Origin of the sequence: Enterobacter sp. Sphag1F (assembly GCF_014193275.1) — a bacterium.
In the GTDB taxonomy this organism is placed as follows: Bacteria; Pseudomonadota; Gammaproteobacteria; order Enterobacterales; family Enterobacteriaceae; genus Pantoea; species Pantoea symbiotica.
In genome coordinates this window covers 21,746-48,401 of the sequence record NZ_JACHZD010000003.1, presented here as the reverse complement: position 1 = coordinate 48,401, position 26,656 = coordinate 21,746, and the positions used below count along the sequence as shown (strand labels likewise).

Genomic DNA, 26,656 nt, shown 5'->3' with positions numbered 1-26,656 from the left:
TAACCCGCAAAAGTGAGGCATAGTCTAACATGGCTGATTGAGGAAGAATTCACGAAAAAAATAAGGGGTAATTATGGCGACGATCAATTTCAGGAAGAAGATCAGTTTCACCCGCCCTTATACCAGCCGCAAAGATCCCGAAGGGGAATACTTTATTACCCGCCACTTTGAAAGCGATCGCGGACGTATTATTAACTCCGCCGCGATTCGTCGTCTGCAACAGAAAACCCAGGTATTCCCGCTGGAGCGCAACGCGGCGGTGCGTTCGCGTTTGACGCACTCGCTGGAAGTGCAGCAAACCGGGCGATATATCACTAAAGAGATTCTGCAAGCGCTGAAAACTCAGGGCGGCGGGCTGGCGAATTATGGACTGGATGAGTTCGAAGGTGCCTTCGAAAGCCTGATTGAGATGGCCTGTTTGCTGCACGATGTTGGCAATCCGCCGTTTGGTCACTTTGGTGAGGCGGCGATCAATGACTGGTTCGATGATAATCTGCCTGCCGAGTTGGTCGATCCGCTGGTGGCGGGTGTTGCCGATGAATCAGAGCGATCTGCTTTTGACCATTTAAATGCAATGATTCGTCAAGATTTATGCCATTTCGAGGGTAACGCCCAGGCGATTCGCCTGGTGCATACGCTGCTGCAACTCAATCTCAGCTATGCGCAGGTCGCCTGTATTTTGAAATATACCGCGCCGGCATGGTGGCAAGGCGATAAACCGGCTGAATTTAGCGTATTAATGAAAAAACCGGGTTTCTATTTATCTGAGCGCGATTATGTGGCTGAGTTACGCGAGGCAACGAATATAAAAGAGCACCATCGTTTTCCGCTCACCTGGATAATGGAAGCCGCCGACGATATCTCTTATTGCATTGCCGATCTGGATGACGCCGTAGAAAAAGACATCTTCCATGTTGAAACGCTGTATAAGCATTTACTCGATGCCTGGGGCACGGTAAAAACCGGCGATGTTTTCAGCCGCACCATCGGCGATGCCTGGAAAGAGGCTAATCAGAAAAAACGCCGCAGTATCAGCGATCAATTCTTTATGTCGCTGCGGGTTAACGTGCAAAACGTGCTGGTTAGCCATGCGGTTAAGCGTTTCATCGACAACTTACCTTCTATTTTCGAAGGCGATTTTAATCATGCTTTGCTGGAAGATGATGGCGAAGAAGGGCGCTTGCTGAAAATGTTTAAAACGGTGGCGCGTCAGCAGGTGTTTAATCATCCGGAAGTTGAACAACTGGAATTACAGGGTTATCGGGTGATTAAAGGTTTGCTCGAAATATATCAGTCATTGCTGTTGCTGGATTACGAGCAATTTACCACTTTGATGAACGAGGATTTTCTGGCAAAGCATCCAATTGAAACCCGGCTGTTTCATAAGCTTTCCGGCAAACATCGCAAAGCCTATCAGCAACACATGCGTTCATTAATTGTTGAGCATAAATATCAGCGCCTGTTGTGGGAACGTTATTATCGTGCGCGCCTGATTCAGGACTACATTAGCGGGATGACGGACAATTATGCCTGGGATGAATATCGTCGTTTAATGGCGGTTGAATAAGCGCAGAATTGTAAAGACGAAGAACAATTTTTTACCTTTGCCTAAAACTTTATTAGGAACTTCGCGCTAAAAACTTAATCTCACCATCACGACCACAGCAATGGTCTGGCCGTAATTCTTAGAGAGACACAGATAAATGAAAAAAAACACAATTATGCTGGCGTTGGCGCTGAGTTTCGGCGCGACGGCGTTGAGCCCTGTGAGTGTATTTGCCGCAGAGACCGCTTCTTCTTCCAGCCAGCAGTTGCCAAGCCTGGCACCGATGCTGGAAAAAGTCATGCCGTCCGTGGTGAGTATCAGCGTGGAAGGCACGACGACGGTTAAAACACCGCGTATGCCACAGCAATTCCAGCAATTCTTTGGTGATAATTCTCCGTTCTGTCAGGACGGTTCACCGTTCCAGAGTTCGCCAATGTGCCAAAACGGCGCGGGCGGTGACGGCGGCGGCGCAGATGGCGGTGCTAACGCACAGAAACAGCAGTTCCGAGCGCTCGGTTCTGGCGTGGTGATTAACGCGGATAAAGGCTATGTGGTGACTAACAACCACGTGGTGGATAACGCGACCAAAATTCAGGTTCAGCTCAGCGATGGCCGTCGTTACGACGCCAAAGTAATTGGTAAAGATCCGCAGTCAGATATCGCGCTGATTCAGCTGCAGGATGCGAAAAACCTCACCGCAATCAAAATTGCCGACTCTGACAACCTGCGCGTCGGTGATTACACCGTGGCGATCGGTAACCCGTACGGCCTCGGCGAAACCGTGACCTCGGGGATTGTTTCAGCGCTGGGTCGCAGCGGCCTGAACGTTGAAAACTATGAAAACTTCATCCAGACCGATGCGGCGATTAACCGGGGTAACTCCGGCGGCGCGCTGGTTAACCTTAACGGCGAGCTGATCGGGATTAACACCGCGATTCTGGCGCCGGACGGCGGCAACATCGGTATCGGCTTTGCGATCCCAAGTTCAATGGTGAAAAACCTGACTGCACAGATGGTTGAGTACGGCCAGGTGAAACGCGGTGAGCTGGGCATTATGGGCACCGAGCTGAACTCTGAGCTGGCGAAAGCGATGAAAGTCGATGCGCAGCGCGGCGCCTTTGTTAGCCAGGTGCTGCCGAATTCTGCCGCAGCGAAAGCCGGCGTGAAAGCCGGTGACGTGGTGGTGTCAATGAACGGTAAAGCGCTGACCAGCTTCGCGGCGCTGCGTGCAGAAGTCGGCTCGCTGCCGGTCGGCACCAAACTGCAGCTGGGTCTGCTGCGCGAAGGCAAACCGGTGAACGTCACGGTTGAACTGCAGCAGAGTTCGCAGGATAAAGTGCAGTCCGCCACCATTTACACCGGCATTGAAGGTGCCGATCTCAGCAATATCGATACTAACGGCCAGAAAGGCGTGCGTGTCGATAGCGTTAAGCCGGGCAGCGCAGCGGCGCGTATCGGTCTGAAGAAAGGTGACGTGATTCTCGGCGTGAACCAGCAAGCCGTGGCTAACCTTGGCGAGCTGCGCAAAGTGCTTGATACCAAACCTTCGGTGTTGGCACTGAACGTACAGCGTGGTGACAGCAGTTTGTATCTGCTGATGCAGTAAGTTTTCCAGCAGTAGCATACCAATAACTATTTTCATATGCCGGTTAAGTTGAGTAGCCGGCATTTTTTTAACGCATTTTGAACATTCCCACCAGCACTATCCAAGACCAGTCCTGACGTATCCCTCTCCGAAGTTTAGGAAAATTCCTGCAATTACACAGTTCAGCTGAAGGAAAAGCCGCTTTACCAGGCGCCTGCTCCTACGCCGCTGCGCCATTTTTCCTTCACTATCGGAACGTTACTTATGACTTCAAACTCTTCTCCGACCGGACACTCCGCCGCCACGCGGCGCTTTGTGCTGGCGCAGATTGCCGTACAGGTTGGCATGGCGCTGACGCCGTTTTGGGCGCTGACCGTGCAGGCGGCGATAACGCCTGAGCGGGATGACCGCTTCCTCAGCAGCGGCGCGCAGGCGGCCAGTGGGCTGGCGCAGGCGCACCAGTCGGGCAACGCCGCTGGCTATTTCAGCCAGCAGGCGACGTCCGCCGCCAGCGCGCAGGCGCAGCAGTGGCTGCAGAACTTCGGCACCGCGCGCGTGGAGCTCGGCACCGACGACCGCTTCAAACCGCGCACCGGCGCTGCAGATCTGCTGGTGCCGCTGTACAAAAGCGACGAGCGTCTGTTCTTTACCCAGAACGGCATTCGCAACCTCGACGGCCAGTTCACCGGTAACTTCGGCCTCGGCCAGCGTCATTTTTCCGGCGACTGGATGCTGGGCTACAACGCCTTCTACGACCAGAACTTCAGCCACGGCCACAAGCGCGTGGGCACCGGCGTTGAGGCGTGGCGCGACTACCTGAAGCTGTCGGGCAACGGCTACTGGCGCGTTTCCGGCTGGAAAAACGCCGTGGACGTGGAGGATTATGACGCGCGTCCAGCGAACGGCTTTGACCTGCGCGCCGAGGCCTGGCTGCCGGCCTGGCCGTCGCTCGGCGGTCGCCTGATGTATGAAAAATATTACGGTAATGAGGTCGCGCTGTTTGGCAAAGATCAGCGGCAGAAAAACCCGGGCGCGGTTACCGCCGGCCTGAGCTACACGCCGGTGCCGCTGGTGTCGCTTTCGGCAGATCACAAGCGCGGCGGCAGCCAGAACGAGACGCGTTTCGGCCTGGAGATGAACTGGCAGATCGGCCAGCCGCTGGCGGCGCAGATCGATCCGGCCGCGGTGAGCCTGCAGCGCACGCTTGCGGGTAGCGGCATGGATCTGGTCGAACGTAATAACAACATCGTGCTGGAGTACCGTAAAAAGCAGCTGATCGATCTGGTGCTGCCGAAGGAGATCAGCGGAGTCAGCGGGCGCGCGGTGCCGGTGGCCTATAAGCTCGCCAGCAAATACGCGCTGGACAAAATTGTCTGGAACGACGCGGCGCTGCTGGCGGCGGGCGGTAAGGTTGAGGATTTGGGCAGCGGCGGCTATCAGGTGGTGCTGCCGACCTACGTCGCGGGCGCGATGAACGAATACGCGCTGAGCGGCGTGGCCTACGACGTGCGCGGCAACGGCTCGAAAACGGCGTCCACACGCGTAATCGTGGCGCACCCGGCGGTGAGTACTGAGCTGAGCTCGGTAAGCGCCGCACCAGAGATTATTCTGGCCAACGGCACGGCGACCTCGGTGGTCACCGTGACGCTGGTGAACGAAGATGGTACGCCGGCGACCGGCCTGGCGGCGGAGCTTGCGGCAGCGGTGCAGGACGATGGCGTAGCGACAGCTCGTGCGAAAGCTGTACCCGCACCGGCAGCACCGGCAGCACCGGCGACACTGGGCGACGTGACCGAGCAGGGCGACGGCGTGTATACGCTGCAGCTGACGGCGGGGACGCGTCCTTCAGTGATAACTGTGAGCGCGGCGCTGAGCGGCGTGGCGCTGCAGCCGGTGACGGTGAAGCAGATTAGCGACGCGTCGAACGGCGTGGTGGCGGACGACGATCTTCTCCTGCTGCAGGACGGCGTGGTGGCCGACGGTGTGGCGACCAACCGGGTGCAGGCGCGCGTTACCGATGCCACCGGCAACCCGGTGGCGGGCGTGACAGTGACCTTTACTCTGAGCGGCACGGCGCAGGCGGCGGCGGGAAGCAGCCTGACCGGTGTGAGCGACGAGAACGGCTTTGTGACCCTGGCGTTTACCAACACCTTTGCAGAAGCGGTAACGGTAACGGTGACCACGACTGGCGGTGGCAGCACGCAGGCCACTGCGATGTTCGTTTCCGATAGCGCGAGCGCGAAGCTGGCTGACGGCAGCCTGAGCGCCGACCGCAGCACGGCGCTGGCGAACGGCAGCGACAGCATTATTTACTACGCGCAGGTGCAGGATGCGCACGGCAACCCGGTGATGGGCGAGAGCGTAAACTGGAGTGCCGACGGCGGCAGCCTGAGCGGGGTGACCAGCGTCACGGATAAGGACGGCCGCGCCACTATCGGCCTGACCAGCCTTAAAGCGGTGGCGGTGGTGGTAAGTGCAGCGCTGAACGGCTCGTCGCTGACGGCCGCGCCGGTGAACTTCACGGCGGACGCGGGCAATCTGGACGCGGGCAAATCGGCGTTAGCGACGGCCCCGGCGACCATTATCGCCAACGGCGCGGCGGCGTCGGTTATCACCCTGAGCCTGAAGGACGTGAACGACAACCCGGTAAGCGGGCAGAGCGTAACCTTCACCAGCGACCTTGCGGGCAGCAGCGTGAGCGCGGTGACCGACAACGGTGACGGCAGCTACACGGTTCAGCTGACGGGCATCAAAGCGGGCGACGCGAACGTCAGCGTGAGCATGGCGGGCGTGGCCTTTGGCGTAACGGCGGCGGTGACGCTGGTTGCCGACGGCAGCAACCTGGACGCGGGTAAATCCGTGCTGGCGGCGACGCCTTCGAGCATCGTGGCGGACGGCGCGGCGGCCTCACAGATTACGCTGAGCCTGAAGGACATTAACGACAACCCGGTAAGCGGGCAGAACATCACCTTTAATACCACGCTGGCAGGCAGCACCGTCAGCACCGTGACCGACAACGGTGACGGCAGCTACACGGCGCAGCTGATGGGCACCACGGCGGGCAGCGAAAGCATCACCGTAAGCGTCGGCGGCGCGGCGCTGGGCGTAGCGGCGGCGACAGTAACGCTGACGGCGGACGCGGGCAACCTCGACGCGGCCAAATCTGCGTTAGCGGCAATGCCGGCGACCATCGTGGCGGACGGCGCGGCGGCGTCGGTGATTACCCTGAGCCTGAAGGACCGCAACGATAACCCGGTGAGCGGGCAGACGGTGACGTTCAGCAGTTCTCTGGGCGGCAGCAGCGTGGGCGGGGTGACAGACAACGGCGACGGCACCTACAGGGCGCAGCTGACGGGCACTGCGGCGGGCGCGGCGATCATCAGCGTCAGCGTGAACGGCACGGCCTACGGCGTGGCGGCAGCGGCGGTGACGCTGACGGCGGACGCGGGCAACCTGGATGCAGGTAAATCTGCGTTAGCGGCGATCCCAGCGATCATCGTGGCAAACGGCACGATGGGATCGGCGATTACCCTGAACCTGAAGGACAAAAACGATAACCCAGTGAGCGGCCTAAACGTGACCTTTAACACTCTGCTCAGCGGCAGCCGCGTGAGCGCAGTAACTGACCACGGCGACGGCAGTTACACCGCGCAGCTGACGGGAACCACGGCGGGTAGCGAGAGCATCAGCGTGAGCGTTAACGGTACGGCCTTCGGCGTGATAGCGGCGGCGGTAACGCTGACGGCGGACGCGGGCAACCTGGATGCGTCGAAGTCAACGCTGGGCGCGACGCCAGCGACTATAGTGGCAAACGGTACGGCGGCCTCGCTGATTACCCTGAACCTGAAGGACGTCAATAGCAACCCGGTAAGCGGGCCGACGGTAACGTTCAGCAGCACGCTAGGCGGCAGCACCGTTGGCGCGGTGACCGACCACGGTGACGGCAGTTATAGTGCGCAGCTGACCGGTATTACGGCGGGCAGCGCCAGCATCTCTGCCAACGTGAACGGCTCGGCGTTAGGTGCTACGGCGACGGTGGTGACGCTGACGGCGGACAGCGGCAATCCTGACGTAAGTCAATCTACGATGAATGCTGCACCGTCTGAAATTCTGGCCGACAACCTTGAAAGCACAGTATTAACCTTCAGCCTGAAAGATCGTAATGGTAACCTGGTTAGCGGGCAGAACATCACGTTCAGCACTAGCCTACCAGGCAGCACACTGAGCAGCGTGACAGACAATGGTGATGGTACCTACAGTGCGACCCTGAGCAGTACTTGGGCAGGCACCGTAGATATCTCGGTTTACCTGGGAGGAACGAGCTTCCATGTTTATACCGGCAGCGTGAAGGTGAAGCCGGTTCCAGTTGATTTGACGTGGGCGATTGATAGCCAGCGTAAAAATATCGGCGACACTATACAACTCACCATTACCGCGAAACGCAAAGGCACCAATACCCTTGCGCCTAACACGAGAATTTCGTTTGCGGCAGTAAATGTGGTTAACCGACAAAATGCAGCTGTTACCAGTGGTGAATTGGTACTTAATGGCAGTGCAATATCAGCTTATCAGGGGGTGACTAACGGAAGTGGCCAGTTGGCGATTGCAGTAACTGATCCTGCTGGTACTGGGGTGAAAACTACATTGCAGGCCAAATCAGAGAATGGTGATAGCGAGAATCAGGATGTGATCTTTAATGTCATAACCAGCCCGGATACTGCTTCGGCCAATATGTGGGGACATATGACAGATGCGTTAACGGCTAATGGTATGACTTTCCGACGTCCTTATTTAACTTCAGAGAAGGCGGGTAGTAGCAAGTATGAAGAAAATAATGAGAGCTGGAGTACTTATTCTTATGTTGATGCCACAGCAATGTGTACGGTAGCGACTGAAAGTCAAATGACTCAGTTTTATCAGGCTTATCCTGCAGGTGGTATAAATACGCAACATGGTTGGCCAATATTAAGCGTTTACCGTACATCAACGCGAGATGTTGGGGGACAGCATTTGTACATTTATATGAGTACGGGGAGAACGGCATATTCAGCGAATAGTGATAATTTATATTACAAAGTGAGTTGTAAGTTATAAAAATTAATTATTTCTGGAGATAATTTCGTTATTTCCAATGAAGATGAAAAAACCGGCTTATGGCCGGTTTTTTTCATTTTAAAAAAGTCAGGTTAGTTGATGTGTAGAATGTGAAGCTTGCCACAAATAATGCATTCTTCTCACGGCTATGTGCAGTTGCACAATGTCAGCGCCTTAACGGATGCGTATTCTGTCTGTTCGTCCTTATCTCCGGAGTGTTTGATGGCCACCTATCATCTCGATGCGCGACTGGCTCAGGATATTGTTGCCCGCACCATGCAAATTATTGATAGCAATGTCAACGTGATGGATGCGCGTGGCCGCATCATCGGCAGTGGCGATCGTGAACGTATTGGCGAATTGCACGAAGGCGCGCTGCTGGTGCTGTCACAAGGCCGCGTGGTGGACATCGACGAAGCGGTGGCAAAACATCTGCACGGCGTGCGTCCCGGCATCAATTTACCGCTGCGTATTGATGGCGACATCGTCGGCGTAATCGGTTTGACCGGCCAACCCGCAACGCTGCGTCACTACGGCGAGTTAGTGTGTATGACCGCTGAAATGATGCTGGAGCAGGCGCGTTTACTGCATATGTTGGCGCAGGACAGCCGTTTGCGTGAAGAGCTGGTGCTGAATCTGGTGCGCAGCGAAACCTTATCGCCAGCGCTGAGCGAATGGGCGCAGCGGCTCGGCATCGATCTTAATCAGCCGCGCGTGGTGGCGGTGGTGGAAGTGGACAGCGGCCAGCTTGGCGTCGATAGCGCCATGTCCGAGCTACAGCAGCTGCAAACGCTGCTGACCACGCCGGAGCGTGACAACCTGATTGCGATTGTTTCACTCACCGAAATGGTGGTGCTGAAACCGGCACTGAATGCGCATGGCCGCTACGATCAGGACGATCATCGTCGTCGCGTGGATCAACTGCTGCAACGCATGAAAGAGAGCGGACAGGTGCGGATGCGTATCGCGCTCGGCAACTACTTTACCGGTCCCGGCAGCATCGCGCGTTCGTACCGTACCGCGCGCACCACCATGATGGTGGGCAAACAGCGCATGCCGGAACAGCGCAGCTATTTTTATCAGGATCTGGTGCTGCCGGTGCTGCTCGACAGTTTACGCGGCGGCTGGCAGGCCAACGAACTGGCGCGCCCGCTGGCGAAGCTGAAAAGCATGGATAACAATGGTTTGCTGCGGCGTACATTGGTGGCGTGGTTTAGCCATAATGTGCAACCCAGCGCTACGGCGCGCGCGCTGTTTATTCACCGCAACACGCTGGAATATCGCCTCAATCGTATTTCCGAGCTTACCGGTCTCGATCTGGGCAACTTCGACGATCGTTTGTTGCTGTATGTGGCGCTACAACTGGATGAGCAAAGTTAATGAGAAACCTGTGGATTGCGCTGCTGTGGCTGTATAGCGCGCTAAGTGTGGCTAATGATCCGGCCTTTCTCTCTTTAAACGATCTTCAGCGGGTTAAGCAGCAGCTGGCACATCATCAAGCTGCGCCGCCCACAATCGATGCCTGGCATCAGTTAAAGCAGCAGGCGGATAACGCGCTGAAACACCCCAATCCCAGCGTCACCGATAAAGGTATGCTGCCGCCGAGCGGCTCGAAGCAGGATTATTTAAGCCTGAGCGCCTATTGGTGGCCGGACGACAGCAGCGCCGACGGCTTGCCGTGGCAGCGTCGCGACGGTGAAGTGAATCCCGCCAGTAAGAATGAACAAAGTGATGGTGTGCGGCTGGCGCGCTTTACCGCTGATTTTCAGGCACTGACGCTGGCCTGGTATTTCTCTGGCGATCAACGTTATGCCGATAAAGCGCTAGCGATGATGCGCCACTGGTTTATCGATCCCGCCAGCCGCATGCATCCGAATCTAAACTTTGCGCAGGGTATTCCGGGCCGATCCGCAGGCCGCCATGATGGCGTGCTGGATGGACGCTACTTTGCTACGCGCGTGGTGGATGCGCTGACTTTACTGCGTAATGCGCCTGGTTGGCAGCCAGCCGATCAGCAGGCGATGCATTTTTGGTTTAGCGAGTATCTGCACTGGCTGCGGCACAATCCTTTAGCGCTACAAGAAGCGGCGGCGGCGAATAATCATGGCAGTTGGTATTGCACGCAGGTGGCGGGAATTGCCTGGTATCTCGGCGATCGTGAGACGGTTAAAGCGATGGTGGAATTGGCGCGCATTAAAATTGCGCTGCAAATCCGTGCCGATGGCAGCCAGCCCGCCGAGTTAGCGCGCACGCGATCCTTCCATTACAGCTACTTCAATCTGCAGGCGCTTACTGCATTGGCGCAGTTGGCCGGTAAAGCGGGATTGGGTGATTTATGGCATAGCAGCCAACAGCAAAGCGGCACGTTGCTGGCTGCGCTGGACATGATGGCGCCGTACAGCGATGCCAGTAAAGTCTGGCCGTGGAAGAACCGCGATCGGGTGAGCCAGCGCATCATTCCGCTGCTTTCAATGGCTGATAACAGTTTGCAGCAGCCGCGTTATCAGCAGTGGATCAGGCAGACGCAATGGAAAGATCAAAGCAGCGGGGCGGTGATGCAGGCACAGCGCGATACCTGGCTGCTTTCACTGCCTTATCAGCAGCCATAAAAAAGGCCAGCATTAGCTGGCCTGTTAGCATAAGCGAACAATTATTTATTGCGGGTCAGCTGGTCGAGGTCTGATTCGATCTCAGCGATCTTGTTAGAGACCACGCTTTCCAGATGGCGCAGATCCGCCAGAATTTTACGCTTCAGATCCACTTCAACCTGGTCGCGCTGGCAAATCTGGTCCAGCTCATCGATCACGTAACGCAGGTTCGGGCTGATTTCCTGCACTTCTTTGTAACCCTGGCTGGTGTGATCGGCGACAACGGTTTTGCGCTGACGTGGATATTTGAATTTCACGCTTTTCGCGAAGAATTCGCCTTTGTCTTTGCGGAAGTAGATTTTAAGAATGTCGTTGTTAGCTTCCTGACGCAGGCTGTAACGGTCGATGTCTTCAGGAGAGCTGATACCTAAGCTTTTCAGGTTGTCGTACATAGCGTTTATATTCCATCTAAGAGTGGGTGAGCGCGCAGGACTATCATCATCATTCGGGATGCAGCAGAAACGCGGCAACCGGAACGCTTACGGCATACTTAATCAACTGTAGACACAAAAACCGGGATGAACAGTGCGCGACCGGAGTTAACTTGGCGCGGATTATGAACTGTTTGAAAAATAAACGCACGTGTTAATTCGCGGCGCGAAATAGGTAATTCAGGCGGGAGTGTAAACAAATAATTACGGGCCTGTAGCCAGGCCCGTCGGGAAGATTTACAGGCAGGAAAAACTTAGTCGATGCTGCGCAGCAGTTCGTTAATGCCTGTTTTGCTGAGGGTTTTAGCGTCAACTTTCTTCACGATCACCGCGCAGTACAGGCTGTAGCTACCGTCTTTTGACGGCAGGTTGCCTGAAACCACCACGGAACCCGCCGGTACGCGACCGTAATGCACTTCGCCGGTTTCGCGGTCAAAGATTTTGGTGCTCTGGCCGATGTAAACGCCCATTGAGATCACTGAACCTTCTTCAACAATGACGCCTTCAACGATTTCTGAACGTGCGCCGATGAAGCAGTTATCTTCGATGATGGTTGGATTCGCCTGCAGCGGCTCCAGCACGCCACCGATGCCCACGCCGCCAGACAGGTGAACGTTTTTACCGATCTGCGCGCAAGAACCCACGGTCGCCCAGGTATCAACCATGGTGCCTTCATCAACGTAAGCGCCGATGTTGACGTAAGAAGGCATCAGCACGGTGTTACGCGCGATGAATGCGCCCTGACGCACAGCAGCCGGTGGCACTACGCGGAAACCGGCGTTTTTGAAACGCGCTTCATCCCAGCCAGCAAACTTCATTGGCACTTTGTCGTAGAAGCGAGTTTCAGAACCTTCCATGACCTGGTTGTCGTTGATGCGGAACGACAACAGCACTGCTTTCTTCAGCCACTGATGCGTTACCCACTCACCGTTGATCTTTTCAGACACGCGCAGTTCACCGCTATCCAGCAGGCCAATAACCTGGGTGATAGCATCGCGGGTCGCGCTGTCTACGCTAGATGGCGTGATGTCGGCGCGACGCTCAAAGGCAGATTCGATAACGCTCTGTAACTGTTGCATATTTATTTCCTGATTCTGTCATGACGGATGTCCGTAAATTCGGACATGATTAATATGTCTACCCTAAATCATTCAAGCTGCAGGAAAGCCAACGCCCCTGCGGTTTGAATGATGACGGGTAGATCACAGTTTATCGTTTGGATTAAGGGCCTCTGTCAACCTCTGTTGCAACACATTGCGCATTTCCACCCCAAGTGCACGCCGCTCACTATCGGCCAGGATGAAAAGATCCTCAACCCGTTCACCAATCGTACTGATGCGTGCGCCATGCAGCGAAACCCCCAAATCAGCGAACACTTCACCCACGCGCGCCAGCAAGCCGGGCTGATCGAGCGCGACCAATTCCAGATAGCTGCGGCGGTCGGTGTGCGTTGGCAGGAAATTGACTTCGGTATCGACACTGAAATGCTTGAGGCGCGCGGACTGACGGCGCGTACGCGGCGGCACCCATTCGTTCTGCGTGATGGCTTGTTCCAGCGCCTGAATGATCAGCGGATGGCGATCGGCGGCCAGCGGGCTGCCATCCGGCTCCAGCACAATAAAGGTGTCCATTGCCATGCCATCGCGGCTGGTAAAGATCTGCGCATCATGCACGCTAAGATTGCGGCGATCCAACTCGCCGGCGACCGCTGCAAACAGGTGCGGACGATCCGGGCTCCAGATAAAGATTTCGGTACCGCCGCGCGTGGCCTGCGGGCTGACCAGCACCAGCGGTTTGTTGAGATCGTGATGAATCAAATGACGCGCATGCCAGGCGAGCTGATTCGGCGTGTGGCGCAGGAAATAGTCGGCGCGGCAGCGGCTCCAGATATGGTGCAAACGCTCTTCGTCGAGGTTTTCCATGCGCAGCAGCGCCAGTGCTTGCAAGCGATGATGACGTACGCGTTCGCGCAGATCCGGGCTATTTTCCATGCCGCGGCGCAGCTGTTTTTCGGTGGCGAAGAACAGCTCACGCAACAGGCTCTGCTTCCAGCTGTTCCACAAGCTTTCATTGGTGGCGCAGATATCGGAAACCGTCAGGCACGCTAAATAGCGCAGGCGGTTTTCGTTCTGCATCACTTCGGCGAACTGCTGAATTACAGTCGGATCCTGAATGTCGCGGCGCTGCGCGGTGACTGACATCAATAAATGATGGCGAACCAGCCAGGCAACCAGCTGCGTTTCACGGGAGTTGAGGCCGTGTAATTCGGCAAAGTCGAGCGCATCCTGCGCGCCGAGAATCGAGTGATCGCCGTTGCGGCCTTTGGCGATATCGTGCAGTAGCGCGGCCATCAGCAGCAGTTCCGGTTGCGGCAGACGCGGCCAGAGTTCAACGCACAGCGGATGCATCGGGCGCGTGGCCTCGTCGGCAAAACTTTCCAGCTTTTGCAGCACGCGAATGGTGTGCTCATCCACCGTGTAAGCGTGGAACAGATCGAACTGCATCTGGCCGACGATGTTGCCCCACAGCGGCGTATACGCCCACAACACGCTGTGACGATGCATCGGCACCAGCGCGCGCTTTACCGCGCCCGGATGACGCAGAATCGCCATAAAGGTTTCACGCGCTTCAGGAATCTGGCACAGCGGCTGTTTCAGATGGCGGCGCGCATAGCGCAACTGCCGCAGCGTGGTGGAGTAAATACCTTTGATATTTTCGTTACGCACCATCACGTAGAACATACGCAGGATAGCTTGCGGCTCACGTTCAAACAGCGTGAGATCGCGCAGGTCGATCAGGTCACCGCGAATCTGGAAGTCATCATCAATGTTGCGCGGCTTTTCAGTGGTCGACAGCGCCAGAATCGCTTCATCGAATAGCTGCAGCAGCATCTGATTGAGTTCGCCGATGCGGCGCGTAACGCGGTAGAAGTCCTTCATCATGCGCTCAACCGGCTCGTTGACCTCGCCCAGATAGTTGAGGCGTTGAGCGACGGTCAGCTGGCGATCGAACAGCAGGCGGTTGTCATAACGCGGCAGCGTTAAGTGCAGCGCAAAACGAATGCGCCACAAAAATTCCTGACACTCGTTGATTTCATTGCGTTCCGCTTCGGTGATAAAGCCGAATCCGACCATTTCATCCATGGTGGTGGCGCCAAAGTGACGGCGCGCCACCCATTGCAGCGTGTGAATATCGCGCAGGCCGCCGGGGCTGCTTTTGATATCCGGCTCAAGGTTGTAGCTGGTGCCGTGATAGCGTTGGTGGCGCTCCTGCTGCTCTTCAATTTTGGCGGCGAAGAAGCGCGACGACGGCCAGAAGCCATCGCTGAAGATGTTCTTTTGCAGTTCGAGAAACAGCGCTACATCGCCAGTGAGCATGCGCGATTCGATAAGATTGGTGGCGACCGTGAGATCGGATAAGCCTTCCAGCAGGCACTCTTCCAACGTACGTACGCTGTGACCGACTTCCAGCTTCAAATCCCACATCAGCGTTAGCAGCTCGCTGGTGCGCTGCGCGGCCGCGTCATCCAGCGGCTGGCGGCTGAGGATCAGTACATCAATATCGGAAAGCGGATGCAGTTCGCCGCGACCATAGCCGCCAACGGCAACCAGCGCGATCTCTTTCATCTGGTCGAAACCAAAGAAGCGCCACAGGCGACGCAATAAGCGGTCGATAAACAGCGTGCGCGCATCGATCAGCGATTCGATATCGGTGCCCGCATCAAATGCGATGCCAAGATGCTGCTGGAATTGCTCAAGATACTGTTTGAGCTTGTCGCGCGTTAGGGCGTCATCGGGCCAGCTGGCGGGGGAATCGGTCAAGCCTTTGTGTACTGCTTCGGTCACGCTACCACTCATCAACATGCCTCTTCATTACGCACATAAAAAAGGCCAGCTATAAGCCGGCCTGGTACTGTCAGCGAGATGATTACGCGACGTTTTCGAGCACCGCTGGAATGGTGTCGTCTTCACGCAGCGTCAGAATCTCACAGCCGTTTTCTGTCACCACAATAGTATGCTCATACTGTGCGGACAAGCTGCGATCTTTGGTTTTCACGGTCCAGCCATCCTTCATGGTGCGGATGCGGTAATCACCGGCATTCACCATCGGTTCGATGGTGAAGGTCATGCCCGCTTGCAACACTACGCCGCTGTCATCCGCGTCGTAATGCAGGACCTGCGGCTCTTCGTGGAAGCCTTTACCGATGCCATGACCGCAATACTCGCGCACCACTGAAAAATCCTGGGCTTCGACATACTGCTGAATCGCACGGCCCAACTCACGCAGACGAATCCCCGGCTTCACCAGACGCAGCGCGATATAAAGACTTTCCTGGGTCACGCGACACAGGCGCTCGCCCTGAATGGTCGCTTTACCGACGATGAACATTTTTGAGGTATCGCCGTGATACTCATCTTTGATCACCGTGACATCGACGTTAACCACGTCGCCATCTTTCAGCACACGATCGTCGCTCGGAATACCGTGACATACCACTTCATTCACCGAAATACACACCGACTTCGGGAAGCCGTGATAGCCGAGGCAGGCGGAAATCGCCTGCTGCTTCTGCGTGATGTGTTCGTGGCAGAGACGATCCAGTTCACCGGTGGTGACGCCAGGCACCACGTGCGGTGCAATCATCTCCAGCACTTCAGCCGCAAGACGGCCCGCAACGCGCATTTTTTCGATTTCTTCAGGGGTTTTAATTGAAATAGCCATTAAATTAATCCGCAATCGTCGAAATTTTCGACAATAATGAGTTCTGTGGCAGTCATGTTAGCAGCCAGCAAAAGGGCTGCCAAATGGCGATTGTCTGCGCCTGCGGCGCTCAACTACTATTGGCGTATTCCTGCGCATTGTGGTATAAAGCGCGCCGACGATTCTCTGTCACCGACGTTTGGCTGGCAGGAAACGCATAAAACTCATTATGTGTACTAAAACACACATGTATCGACACATACGCCGGGGTGCCTTGAAAGAGGTCGGTCGTATGGGATACATGGAGGCCCAACCCCAAATCAAACTTTAGAGGTAATCATGGCAACTGTTTCAATGCGCGACATGCTCAAGGCTGGTGTTCACTTTGGTCACCAGACCCGTTACTGGAACCCGAAAATGAAGCCATTCATCTTCGGCGCACGTAACAAGGTTCACATCATCAACCTCGAGCAGACTGTGCCAATGTTCAACGACGCTCTGGCTGAGTTGAAAAAGATCTCTTCCCGTAAAGGTAAGATTCTGATCGTTGGTACTAAGCGCGCTGCTGCCGAAGCGGTTAAAGAGTCAGCTCTGAGCTGCGACCAGTTCTTCGTAAACCACCGCTGGTTGGGTGGCATGCTGACTAACTGGAAAACCGTTCGTCAGTCAATCAAACGCCTGAAAGATCTTGAGTCTCAGTCTCAGGACGGTACTTTCGACAAACTGACCAAGAAAGAAGCGCTGATGCGCACTCGCGAACTGGCCAAGCTGGAAAACAGCCTGGGCGGTATCAAAGATATGGGCGGTCTGCCGGATGCACTGTTCGTTGTTGACGCTGATCACGAGCACATCGCTATCAAAGAAGCAAACAACCTGGGTATCCCAGTATTTGCTATCGTTGATACCAACTCTGATCCAGACGGCGTTGACTTCGTTATCCCAGGTAACGACGATGCGATCCGTGCTGTAAGCCTGTACCTGACTGCCGTTGCCACTACCGTGCGCGAAGGCCGTTCACAGGATCTGGCTGAGCAGGCTGAAGAAGCTGCTGAAGCTTAATAAGGTTCGCTCTTTCTGAGAGCCCTTAGACATCAGATGTTATCTGTTAAGGGGGCCGTTCAGGCCCCTTTATTTTATCTAAGTCTGTCACGCTCACTGCAGAGCGAGCGGGGCAGAGTAAATTTTCCGCAACAAGTTTCTGACAGTGTGTGAGCACACAGAGACGAATCGAGGATTCTGGAATGGCTGATATTACCGCTGCATTGGTAAAAGAACTGCGTGAGCGTACTGGCGCAGGCATGATGGACTGCAAAAAAGCGCTGACCGAAGCGAACGGCGACATCGAGCTGGCGATTGAGAACATGCGCAAATCTGGCGCAATCAAAGCCGCTAAGAAAGCAGGCAACGTTGCTGCTGATGGCGTGATCAAAACCAAAATCGCTGACGGCTTCGCGGCGATCCTGGAAGTAAACTGCCAGACCGACTTCGTTGCTAAAGATGGCGGTTTCCAGACGTTTGCTGACAAGGTTCTGGATGCAGCTGTCGCTGGCAAAGTTACCGATGTGGAAGTTCTGAAAGCGCAGTTCGAAGAAGAACGCGTAGCGCTGGTTACGAAAATCGGTGAGAACATCAACATCCGTCGTGTTGCTATCCTGGAAGGCGCTGAGCTGAACAGCTATCAGCATGGCGCACGTATCGGTGTGGTTGTTTCTACCACCGGTGCTGACGAAGAACTGAGCAAGCAAGTTGCTATGCACATCGCTGCAAGCAAGCCAGAGTTCGTTAAGCCAGAAGACGTGTCTGCAGACGTGGTTGAGAAAGAGTACCAGGTTCAGCTGGACATCGCCATGCAGTCTGGCAAGCCAAAAGAAATCGCAGAGAAAATGGTTGAAGGCCGCATGAAGAAATTCACCGGCGAAGTTTCTCTGACCGGCCAGGCTTTCGTTATCGATCCAAGCAAAACCGTTGGCCAGGCGTTGAAAGAGAAAAACGCTGACGTCATCAACTTCATCCGCTTCGAAGTGGGTGAAGGCATTGAGAAAGTTGAAGCTGACTTCGCAGCAGAAGTTGCTGCAATGTCCAAACAGTCTTAATGGTCCGAAAGAACCGCCACAAGGCGGTTCTTTTTTGTCTGCGATTTAGTGCAGCACTTTCAGTCTCATCCCAATAGCTTTTCTCGCGGGCTTTGCGGATGATCGACCAGATTTTACTTCTCCTTTTCATCATATCTTCCAGGAAGAACTGACCATGGCGACCAACGCAAAACCTGTATATCAACGTATCCTGCTAAAACTGAGTGGCGAAGCACTGCAAGGTGCCGAAGGTTTTGGCATCGACGCGAGCGTGCTTGACCGCATGGCGCAAGAGGTTAAAGAGCTGGTTGAATTGGGCATTCAGGTGGGTGTGGTTATTGGTGGCGGTAACCTGTTCCGCGGCGCAGGTCTGGCCCAGGCGGGCATGAACCGTGTGGTCGGCGACCATATGGGCATGCTGGCAACAGTAATGAATGGCCTGGCAATGCGTGATGCGCTGCACCGTGCGTATGTCAATGCGCGCTTGATGTCAGCGATTCCGCTGAACGGCGTGTGTGATAACTACAGCTGGGCAGAAGCGATAAGCCTGCTGCGCAATAACCGCGTCGTGATCTTTGCGGCCGGTACTGGCAACCCGTTCTTTACCACTGACTCTGCAGCTTGTCTGCGCGGCATCGAAATCGAAGCCGACGTGGTACTGAAAGCCACCAAAGTAGACGGCGTCTACTCTGAAGATCCGGTGAAAAACCCGGATGCCACGCTTTATGACCAACTGAGCTATGCAGAAGTGTTGGATAAAGAGCTAAAAGTGATGGATCTCGCCGCCTTTACGCTGGCGCGTGATCACAAACTGCCTATCCGCGTCTTCAACATGAACAAGCCTGGCGCGTTGCGTCGCGTCGTGATGGGTGAAAAAGAAGGCACCCTGATTACGCATTAATACCCGACGCACGTTAAAATAAGGTATATTCTTTTGCCGCGATGCTCTGGCATCGCGCAGCAATTAGGATGATCGATGTTTATCGATACCGCTTCCGGTTAGCCCGGAAATGGCCAGGTCAACCGAATTCAAGGGTTTCAACGTGATTAACGACATTAAAAAAGATGCAGACACGCGCATGGAAAAATGTGTGGATGCATTTAAAAACAACATCAGCAAAATCCGCACCGGCCGTGCTTCACCTTCACTGCTCGACGGCATTGTGGTTCCTTATTACGGTACACCTACGCCGCTGCGTCAGCTGGCTAGCGTGACGGTAGAGGATTCACGTACGTTGAAAATCAACGTATTTGATCGCTCGCTGAGCGCTGCTGTTGAGAAAGCGATTATGACGTCTGATTTGGGTCTGAACCCAAGCTCAGCCGGTAGCGATATTCGTGTGCCGCTGCCAGCGCTGACCGAAGAGCGTCGTAAAGATCTGATCAAGATCGTACGTGGCGAAGCTGAGCAGGGCCGTGTCTCTGTACGTAACGTCCGTCGTGACGCGAACGACAAGATCAAAGCGCTGCTGAAAGACAAAGAGATCAGCGAAGACGACGAACGTCGTACGCAGGATGAGATCCAGAAAATGACCGATGCGCACATCAAGAGTGTTGATGCGGCATTGGCCGATAAAGAAAAGGAACTGATGGACTTCTAATTCCATCAACTGCTTTTCAAAACGCCGTTCAGAGACGAGACGTGTTCGACTCTGGCGGCGTTTTACATTGTGTCCGGCGCCGTTGCGGGCACCCTCCACGACTTCACAGGGATAGCATGATGAAGCGATTAACTCTGCTGGGTTCGACCGGCTCCATTGGTACCAGCACGCTGGCGGTGATTGCCGCAAATCCTGAACTTTATCAGGTGACCGCGCTGGTGGCTGGCCAGAATGTGGCGTTGATGGCTGAGCAATGCCTGCAATTCCAACCGCGCTATGCTGCGATGTCCGACGAGAAATCTGCACAAGCACTGCGTGAGCGACTGAAAGCACTCAACGTTAATACCGAAGTGCTCTCCGGCGTTCAGGCAGCCTGCGAACTGGCCGCGCTGGATGACGTGGATCAGGTGATGGCGGCGATTGTTGGCGCCTCAGGTTTACAGCCTACCATGGCCGCAATTCGTGCCGGCAAAACCGTGCTGCTGGCCAACAAAGAATCGCTTGTCACATGCGGCCGTCTGTTTATGGAGGCGGTACGCCAACATCAGGTGCAATTGTTACCCGTCGATAGTGAGCACAACGCCATTTTTCAGAGTTTACCCGCTTCCATACAGCATCAGTTGGGGTACGCTGATCTGCGGGGAAACGGCATCGAGTCGATTCTCCTTACGGGATCGGGTGGTCCTTTTCGTGACACGCCATTAGCCGATTTAGCCGGTATGTCGCCGGATCAAGCTTGTGCGCATCCGAACTGGTCAATGGGGCGTAAAATCTCCGTTGATTCGGCCACCATGATGAATAAAGGTCTTGAATACATTGAAGCCCGCTGGCTGTTTAATGCGACTGACGCGCAGGTGGAGGTGATCCTGCATCCGCAGTCGGTTATCCATTCGATGGTGCGTTATTGCGACGGCAGCGTGCTGGCGCAACTGGGCTCTCCGGATATGCGGACGCCTATCGCGCACAGCATGGCATGGCCAGCACGTATCTCTGCGGGCGTAACGCCGCTCGACTTCACTCGCATGAAGTCGTTGACGTTTGCCGAGCCGGACTACGAGCGCTATCCCTGCCTGAAGCTTGCGATTGATGCCTGTGCCACAGGTCAGGCCGCGACGACCTCGCTGAACGCAGCGAATGAAGTGGCGGTGGCAGCTTTTCTGCAGCACCAGATTCGCTTTACCGATATCGCCGCCATCAACAGCGAAGTGCTGGCGACCCTGAGTTGTCAGGAGCCGGGCAGCATTGACGAGGTGATGGAGATCGATCGGTTAGCGCGCGTGCGTGCCAATGAATTGTTGCCGCGCTTTCGTTTAGCAGGTTGATAGTTCCCGCTATTTGTTCGCTCTGGGTGAAAATGGTATAGTCGCTCGCTCGCGTTTCACAGCCCGACATTGTTTCGATGTCATCTGGCGTGTTTGCCGGAGTTTGCTGCAGGCGCAATGTATTCAGAAACCACAGCATTTCTGATGAAAGGAATTATTACGCGTTATGTCGTCCAACAATCACAACACAATCGATGACGAGTCGTACTGCACGCCACGTCACGTGGCCATCATTATGGATGGTAATGGTCGCTGGGCAAAAAATCAGGGCAAACTGCGTATTTCAGGCCACAAAGCCGGGGTAAAATCAGTACGCCGGGCTGTCAGCTTTGCGGTTAGCCATAAACTGGAAGCGCTCACGCTTTATGCGTTCAGCAGTGAAAACTGGAGCCGTCCGATTCAGGAAGTGACAGCATTAATGGAGTTGTTTGTCTGGGCGCTCGACAGCGAAGTCAAAAGCCTGCACAAGCACAATGTGCGTCTGCGCATTATTGGTGATATCAGTCGTTTCAATAACCGTATTCAGGAACGCATTCGCCGCGCCGAGGAACTGACTCAGCAAAATAATGGACTGACCCTTAACATTGCTGCCAACTATGGCGGCCGTTGGGATATTATCCAGGGTGCCAGAAAATTGGCCGAACAGGTTCAGGAAGGTTTACTGCGTCCTGATCAGATTACCGAAGAAAGCCTGGCTCCGTATCTGTGTATGCAGGAGCTGGCGCCAGTGGATTTAGTGATAAGGACCGGGGGAGAGCATCGGATTAGCAACTTCCTGCTGTGGCAAATCGCCTATGCTGAGTTTTGGTTTACCGATGTTCTTTGGCCTGATTTTGATGAAAACGTTTTTGAAGGTGCACTGAATGCATTCTCTACGCGGGAGCGACGCTATGGCGGTACTGCACCAGGCGGCGCCTAAGCAATTTGGGGGTAACCTTTGCTGAAGTCTCGTCTGATTACCGCGTTAATTTTGATTCCGCTGGTGATCGCTGCACTGTTCTGGTTACCCCTGTCCGGTTTTGCGATTATCACTATCATCATCTGCATGCTTGCCGCCTGGGAATGGGGGCAGTTTGCCGGCATGAAAACGCGTCAGCAACGTATCTGGCTCGCCGTGCTATGCGGTCTGTTGCTGTCCGCGATGCTTTTCACTCTTGAACCCTATCAACGCAATCTGCACCAATTCCAGATGGAAGGCTCGCTTTGGGCATCGCTGGGATGGTGGATTGTCGCGCTCATCTTAGTGCTGTTCTATCCGGCTTCTGCTGCATTATGGCGTCATTCACGTGCGCTGCGCCTGTTGTTTGGCGTGCTCACCTTGATTCCCTTCTTCTGGGGCATGATGGCGCTGCGTCAGTATCATTACGATACCGATCATTTCGCCGGCGCATGGTGGCTGCTGTTCGTGATGTTCCTCGTCTGGGGCGCAGATTCCGGTGCTTACATGTTTGGTCGTCTGTTTGGCAAACATAAGCTGGCACCGAAAGTTTCTCCGGGTAAAACCTGGGAAGGTTTCTTTGGTGGCCTGTTGTCATCTGCCATCATCGCCTGGCTGTTTGCGCTGCTGGCACCGCTTTCGGTGGCGCCGGGCACGCTGATCATCTGTGCGGTGATTGCCACGCTGGCATCGGTATTGGGTGACCTGACTGAAAGTATGTTTAAGCGTGAAGCGGGCATTAAAGACAGCGGTAACTTGATTCCGGGGCACGGTGGTATTCTCGATCGTATTGATAGCCTAACTGCTGCGGTGCCGGTGTTTGCCTGCCTGCTGCTGTTGGTGTTCCGCACCCTCTGAGGATAGCCGACGATGTTGAGTATACTCTGGAGTTTTGCCGCCTTTATCGTGGCGCTTGGCGTGCTGATTACCGTGCACGAGTTTGGCCATTTCTGGGTGGCGCGCCGCTGCGGTGTCAAAGTCGAACGTTTCTCAATTGGCTTTGGTAAAGCGCTGTGGCGTCGCAGCGATCGTCAGGGCACCGAATATGTCATCGCGCTGATTCCTCTCGGCGGCTACGTCAAAATGCTCGACGAACGCGTTGAGAGCGTTCCCGCCGAACTGCGTCATCAAGCCTTCAACAATAAAACCGTGCTGCAGCGTGCTTCGATCATCGCAGCCGGTCCTATCGCCAACTTCATCTTTGCCATCTTCGCTTACTGGGTCGTGTTTATTCACGGCGTGCCGGGTGTGCGTCCCGTAGTTGGTGAAATTCTGAACGGTTCCGTCGCTGCCGAAGCGCAAATTACCTCCGGTATGGAACTTAAAGCGGTAGATGGTATCGAAACGCCTGATTGGGATGCTGTGCGTATGGCGCTGATCGGTAAAATCGGCGACAGCGATGCCACGCTTACCGTCTCGCAATTTGGCGAAGAAGCCACGCAGCAAAAGCAATTAAATTTGCGCGATTGGCAATTTGAGCCTGATAAACAGGATCCGGTGGTCGCTTTAGGTATTCGTCCACGTGGGCCGCAGATTGAAACGACCTTAGCTGAAGTTCAGGCAAACTCACCGGCAAGCAATGCTGGTTTGCAAGCGGGCGATAGGATCGTTAAAGTCGATGGTCAGCCATTGTCTCAGTGGCAGGCTTTTGCGGCACAGGTGCGGGATAATCCGGGCAAAAACATGGCGCTAGATATCGAGCGCAACGGCGAACCTGTGGCGTTGACGTTAACGCCGGAAGCGAAACCGGGCAAGGAAGCGGAAGGCTTCGCGGGTGTAATACCGCGTGTGATTCCGCTGCCTGATGAGTACAAAACGGTAAGGCAGTATGGGCCTTTTGCGGCGATCGGCGAAGCCAGTGTAAAAACCTGGCAGCTGATGAAGCTAACAGTCTCCATGCTGGGCAAGTTGATAATCGGGGATGTGAAGCTGAATAACCTGAGCGGGCCGATTTCGATCGCGCAGGGTGCCGGGTTATCAGCAGAGTACGGGGTGATTTATTACCTGATGTTCCTGGCGCTTATCAGCGTCAACCTGGGCATCATTAACCTGTTCCCTCTGCCGGTTTTAGATGGTGGTCATCTGCTCTTTCTGGCGATCGAAAAGATCAAAGGTGGACCGGTGTCCGAGCGAGTTCAGGACTTTAGTTATCGCATTGGCTCAATCTTGCTAGTGCTGTTAATGGGGCTTGCACTTTTCAATGATTTCTCTCGTCTGTAATAGCTGGAACGCATACAGACGCGGGATGTGTTAGGAAAACGCATAACAACGATGGCGATGAAAAAGTTGCTCATAGCGTCGCTGCTGTTTAGCAGCGCCACCGTTTACGGTGCAGACGATTTCGTAGTGAAGGACATTCATTTCGAAGGTCTCCAGCGAGTCGCCGTCGGCGCGGCTCTGCTCAGCATGCCGGTACGTGTCGGTGATACGGTGAATGACGATGATGTCAGAAACACCATTCGCTCACTGTTCGCCACCGGTAACTTTGAAGATGTGCAGGTTCTGCGTGACGGTACAACCCTGATTGTTCAGGTGAAAGAGCGTCCGACCATTGCCAACATCACTTTCTCCGGCAACAAAGCGGTGAAAGAAGATCAGCTGAAACAGAACCTCGAAGCTTCTGGCGTGCGCGTTGGCGAAGCGCTGGACCGCACCACGCTCTCTTCAATCGAGAAGGGCCTGGAAGACTTCTACTACAGCGTCGGTAAATATACCGCCAGCGTCAAAGCCATTGCTACGCCGCTGCCGCGCAACCGTGTCGATCTGAAATTCGTCTTCCAGGAAGGCGTTTCAGCACAGATCCAGCAGATCAACATCGTCGGCAATAAAGCGTTTAGCTCTGACGAACTGATCTCACGCTTCTCACTGCGTGATGAAGTGCCATGGTGGAACGTGGTGGGCGATCGCAAATACCAGAAGCAGAAGTTAGCGGGCGATCTCGAAACCCTGCGCAGCTTCTATCTGGATCGCGGTTATGCGCGTTTCAACATCGATTCAACGCAGGTGAGCCTGACGCCAGATAAGAAAGGCATCTACATCACCGTGAACATCAACGAAGGTGATCAGTACAAGATTGCCGGCGTGATCGTGAACGGCAGCATGGCGGGCCATTCTGCTGAAATCGAAAAGATGACCAGAATTCCAGCGGGTGAGCTGTATAACGGCACCAAAGTCACCCAAATGGAAGATGACATCAAGAAATTGCTGGGTCGCTACGGTTACGCCTATCCGCGCGTAATGACGCAGCCAGAAATTAATGATGCTGACAAAACCGTCAAGCTGCATATCAACGTAGATGCGGGCAACCGTTACTACGTGCGTAAAGTGCGCTTTGAAGGAAACGACACCTCAAAAGATTCAGTGCTGCGCCGTGAAATGCGTCAGATGGAAGGTGCCTGGTTGGGCAGCGACCTCGTCGATCAGGGTAAAGAGCGTCTGAATCGTACCGGTTACTTCGAAACCGTGGATGTGGATACGCAGCGCGTTCCAGGTGCACCAGACCAGGTTGATGTGGTCTACAAGGTTAAAGAGCGTAACACCGGTACCTTCAACTTTGGTGTCGGTTACGGTACTGAAAGTGGCGTGAGCTTCCAGGTGGGTGTGACCCAGGAAAACTGGCTCGGCACCGGTAACACCGTTGGCATCAGCGGTACCAAAAACGATTACCAGACCTATGCTGAGTTCTCGCTGACCGATCCGTACTTCACAGTCGACGGTGTGAGCCTTGGCGGTCGTTTGTTCTATAACGACTTTAAAGCCGATGACGCGGATCTGTCTGACTATACCAACAAAAGTTATGGTCTCGACGGTACGCTGGGCTTCCCGGTCAACGAAAACAACACCCTGCGTGTTGGTTTAGGTTACGTGCATAACGACCTGTCCAACATGCGTCCACAGGTGGCGATGTGGCGTTATCTGGATTCAGTCGGTCGTCATCAGGGCTTGAATGATGATGGTGATTTCTCTGCAGATGATTTCACCTTCAACTACGGTTGGACCTATAACACCTTAGACCGCGGCTTCTTCCCAACGCGCGGTAACCGTACCAACCTGAACGGTAAAGTGACGATTCCAGGCTCTGATAACGCGTTCTACAAAGCGACATTGGATAGCCAGCAATATGTGCCGCTGAACCGCGATGGTACGTGGGTAGTATTAGGCCGTGGCCGTGTTGGATATGGTGACGGACTTAATGGTAAAGAGATGCCGTTCTATGAGAACTTCTACGGCGGTGGTTCGAGCACAGTTCGTGGCTTCCAGTCCAATACCATTGGTCCTAAAGCTGCGTATCTGAACGATGGCTCGTCAACCTGTAATCTCTCAGATCCAAACGGCGTCTGTAAGTCGGATGATGCGGTTGGTGGTAACGCCATGGCGATTGCCAGCCTTGAGCTGATCACGCCAACGCCGTTCCTGAGCGAGAAGTATGCGAATTCCGTGCGTACCTCGGTGTTTATGGATGCCGGTACCGTTTGGGATACCAAATGGCAGAACACCGCGGAAACACGCGCGGCGGGTGTGCCAGATTACAGCGATCCTAATAACATTCGCGTCTCTGCCGGTGTGGCACTGCAGTGGATGTCGCCTTTAGGACCGCTGGTATTCTCATACGCCCAGCCGATGAAGAAAGTCGAGGGAGACAAGTCAGAGCAATTCCAGTTTAACATTGGTAAAACCTGGTAAGGCTCTGAGCAGGGAAGTGAAAATACCGTCTTGCAC

Annotated in this window: 18 protein-coding genes; 14 read left to right on the top strand and 4 right to left on the bottom strand. The window is 54.8% G+C overall.

Annotation, left to right across the window (positions count from 1 at the left end; genetic code table 11):
• Nucleotides 1-73: 73 nt before the first annotated feature.
• From dgt to FHW71_RS11035, 5 genes are all read left to right on the top strand, one after another.
• Nucleotides 74-1,567, top strand: coding sequence for a dGTPase (gene dgt / locus FHW71_RS11055; protein WP_179452001.1), 1,494 nt, complete (start codon nucleotides 74-76; stop codon nucleotides 1,565-1,567).
• Nucleotides 1,568-1,703: 136 nt separating this feature from the next.
• Complete coding sequence (gene degP, locus FHW71_RS11050) at nucleotides 1,704-3,152, top strand: serine endoprotease DegP (protein WP_008108493.1); 1,449 nt, start codon at nucleotides 1,704-1,706, stop codon at nucleotides 3,150-3,152.
• Nucleotides 3,153-3,395: 243 nt separating this feature from the next.
• Complete coding sequence (locus FHW71_RS11045) at nucleotides 3,396-8,225, top strand: invasin domain 3-containing protein (protein ID WP_179452002.1); 4,830 nt, start codon at nucleotides 3,396-3,398, stop codon at nucleotides 8,223-8,225.
• A 222-nt stretch (nucleotides 8,226-8,447) separates the two neighbouring features.
• Complete coding sequence (locus tag FHW71_RS11040) at nucleotides 8,448-9,605, top strand: CdaR family transcriptional regulator (RefSeq protein ID WP_061718082.1); 1,158 nt, start codon at nucleotides 8,448-8,450, stop codon at nucleotides 9,603-9,605.
• Nucleotides 9,605-10,834: an alginate lyase family protein gene (locus FHW71_RS11035; RefSeq protein WP_179452003.1), complete on the top strand. Its 1,230-nt coding sequence runs from the start codon at nucleotides 9,605-9,607 to the stop codon at nucleotides 10,832-10,834. Before FHW71_RS11040 ends, FHW71_RS11035 begins: the two co-directional genes overlap by 1 nt.
• Nucleotides 10,835-10,875: 41 nt before the next feature.
• On the opposite strand, the gene FHW71_RS11030 is transcribed toward FHW71_RS11035, so the two are convergent.
• The 4 genes from FHW71_RS11030 to map form a co-directional block, all read right to left on the bottom strand.
• The gene (locus FHW71_RS11030; protein WP_008108490.1) at nucleotides 10,876-11,265 is read right to left on the bottom strand and encodes a DUF3461 family protein; all 390 of its coding nucleotides are present in this window, start codon (nucleotides 11,263-11,265) and stop codon (nucleotides 10,876-10,878) included.
• 293 nt (nucleotides 11,266-11,558) lie between these two features.
• Nucleotides 11,559-12,383, bottom strand: a complete 825-nt coding sequence (gene dapD / locus FHW71_RS11025) for a 2,3,4,5-tetrahydropyridine-2,6-dicarboxylate N-succinyltransferase (RefSeq protein WP_008108489.1) — start codon at nucleotides 12,381-12,383, stop codon at nucleotides 11,559-11,561.
• Nucleotides 12,384-12,506: 123 nt separating this feature from the next.
• Nucleotides 12,507-15,161: a bifunctional uridylyltransferase/uridylyl-removing protein GlnD gene (glnD, locus tag FHW71_RS11020; protein ID WP_061718442.1), complete on the bottom strand. Its 2,655-nt coding sequence runs from the start codon at nucleotides 15,159-15,161 to the stop codon at nucleotides 12,507-12,509.
• Nucleotides 15,162-15,231: 70 nt separating this feature from the next.
• The gene (gene map, locus FHW71_RS11015; protein ID WP_008108487.1) at nucleotides 15,232-16,026 is read right to left on the bottom strand and encodes a type I methionyl aminopeptidase; all 795 of its coding nucleotides are present in this window, start codon (nucleotides 16,024-16,026) and stop codon (nucleotides 15,232-15,234) included.
• 318 nt (nucleotides 16,027-16,344) lie between these two features.
• Here map and rpsB point away from each other — a divergent pair, with 318 nt between their 5' ends.
• The 9 genes from rpsB (at nucleotide 16,345) to bamA (ending at nucleotide 26,620) form a co-directional block, all read left to right on the top strand.
• Complete coding sequence (rpsB, locus tag FHW71_RS11010) at nucleotides 16,345-17,064, top strand: 30S ribosomal protein S2 (protein ID WP_007893898.1); 720 nt, start codon at nucleotides 16,345-16,347, stop codon at nucleotides 17,062-17,064.
• A 182-nt stretch (nucleotides 17,065-17,246) separates the two neighbouring features.
• The gene (gene tsf / locus FHW71_RS11005; RefSeq protein ID WP_179452004.1) at nucleotides 17,247-18,098 is read left to right on the top strand and encodes a translation elongation factor Ts; all 852 of its coding nucleotides are present in this window, start codon (nucleotides 17,247-17,249) and stop codon (nucleotides 18,096-18,098) included.
• 154 nt (nucleotides 18,099-18,252) lie between these two features.
• Nucleotides 18,253-18,978, top strand: a complete 726-nt coding sequence (gene pyrH, locus FHW71_RS11000) for a UMP kinase (protein ID WP_007893903.1) — start codon at nucleotides 18,253-18,255, stop codon at nucleotides 18,976-18,978.
• A 142-nt stretch (nucleotides 18,979-19,120) separates the two neighbouring features.
• A complete protein-coding gene (gene frr / locus FHW71_RS10995; RefSeq protein WP_036649587.1) occupies nucleotides 19,121-19,678 on the top strand; it encodes a ribosome recycling factor in 558 nt (185 codons plus the stop codon).
• A gap of 119 nt (nucleotides 19,679-19,797) precedes the next feature.
• Nucleotides 19,798-21,000 carry a 1-deoxy-D-xylulose-5-phosphate reductoisomerase gene (ispC, locus tag FHW71_RS10990; RefSeq protein ID WP_179452005.1) on the top strand — a complete coding sequence of 401 codons (1,203 nt, stop codon included), beginning with the start codon at nucleotides 19,798-19,800 and terminating at the stop codon, nucleotides 20,998-21,000.
• A gap of 166 nt (nucleotides 21,001-21,166) precedes the next feature.
• Nucleotides 21,167-21,919 (top strand): (2E,6E)-farnesyl-diphosphate-specific ditrans,polycis-undecaprenyl-diphosphate synthase, encoded by a 753-nt coding sequence (ispU, locus tag FHW71_RS10985; RefSeq protein ID WP_007893909.1) that lies wholly within the window; start codon nucleotides 21,167-21,169, stop codon nucleotides 21,917-21,919.
• 18 nt (nucleotides 21,920-21,937) lie between these two features.
• Entirely contained in the window at nucleotides 21,938-22,795 is an 858-nt protein-coding gene (gene cdsA / locus FHW71_RS10980; protein ID WP_008108481.1) for a phosphatidate cytidylyltransferase, read from the top strand.
• A 12-nt stretch (nucleotides 22,796-22,807) separates the two neighbouring features.
• Nucleotides 22,808-24,157, top strand: a complete 1,350-nt coding sequence (gene rseP / locus FHW71_RS10975) for a sigma E protease regulator RseP (protein ID WP_008108480.1) — start codon at nucleotides 22,808-22,810, stop codon at nucleotides 24,155-24,157.
• A 51-nt stretch (nucleotides 24,158-24,208) separates the two neighbouring features.
• Nucleotides 24,209-26,620: an outer membrane protein assembly factor BamA gene (gene bamA / locus FHW71_RS10970; RefSeq protein ID WP_008108479.1), complete on the top strand. Its 2,412-nt coding sequence runs from the start codon at nucleotides 24,209-24,211 to the stop codon at nucleotides 26,618-26,620.
• Nucleotides 26,621-26,656: the final 36 nt, after the last annotated feature.